The organism is Pseudomonas sp. 86_A (genome assembly GCF_017491705.1).
In the GTDB taxonomy this organism is placed as follows: Bacteria; Pseudomonadota; Gammaproteobacteria; order Pseudomonadales; family Pseudomonadaceae; genus Aquipseudomonas; species Aquipseudomonas koreensis.
Map to the genome: position 1 here is coordinate 1 of NZ_JAFGYS010000110.1, position 485 is coordinate 485.

General features: G+C 64.5%; 1 protein-coding gene. It reads left to right on the forward strand.

The annotated features are described in order from the left end of the window. Positions 1 to 485: tripartite tricarboxylate transporter substrate-binding protein (locus J5M57_RS28240; RefSeq protein ID WP_279381969.1), on the forward strand; the 485-nt coding region annotated here is incomplete at both ends.

Sequence of the window (485 nt, forward strand, 5' to 3'; positions counted from 1 at the left end):
ATCGCGGCCACGCCGAACATCATCGCGGTCAACCCGAGCTTCCCGGCCAAGAACTACGCCGAGTTCGTGGCCGAGCTGAAGAAGAACCCCGGCAAGTACTCGTACGCCTCGTCGGGCACGGGCGGCATCGGCCACCTGCTGATGGAGCTCTACAAGAGCCTGACCAACACCTTCGACACGCACATCCCGTACCGCGGCGCGGGCCCGGCCCTGAACGACTTGGTGGCCGGCCAGGTTCCGATCATGTTCGACAACATCCCCTCGGCCATGCCCTTCATCCAGAGCGGCCGGCTGATCCCGATCGTGGTGTCGGCGCCGCAGCGCCTGGCTGCACTGCCCAACGTGCCGACCTTCAAGGAAGTGGGCTTGGAGCCGGTGAACCGCATGGCCTACTACGGCATCCTCGGTCCGAAGGGCCTGCCCAAGGAAGTGGTCGACAAGATCAGCGCGGGCGTGAAGAAGGCCCATGTACTCTGCGTTGATAC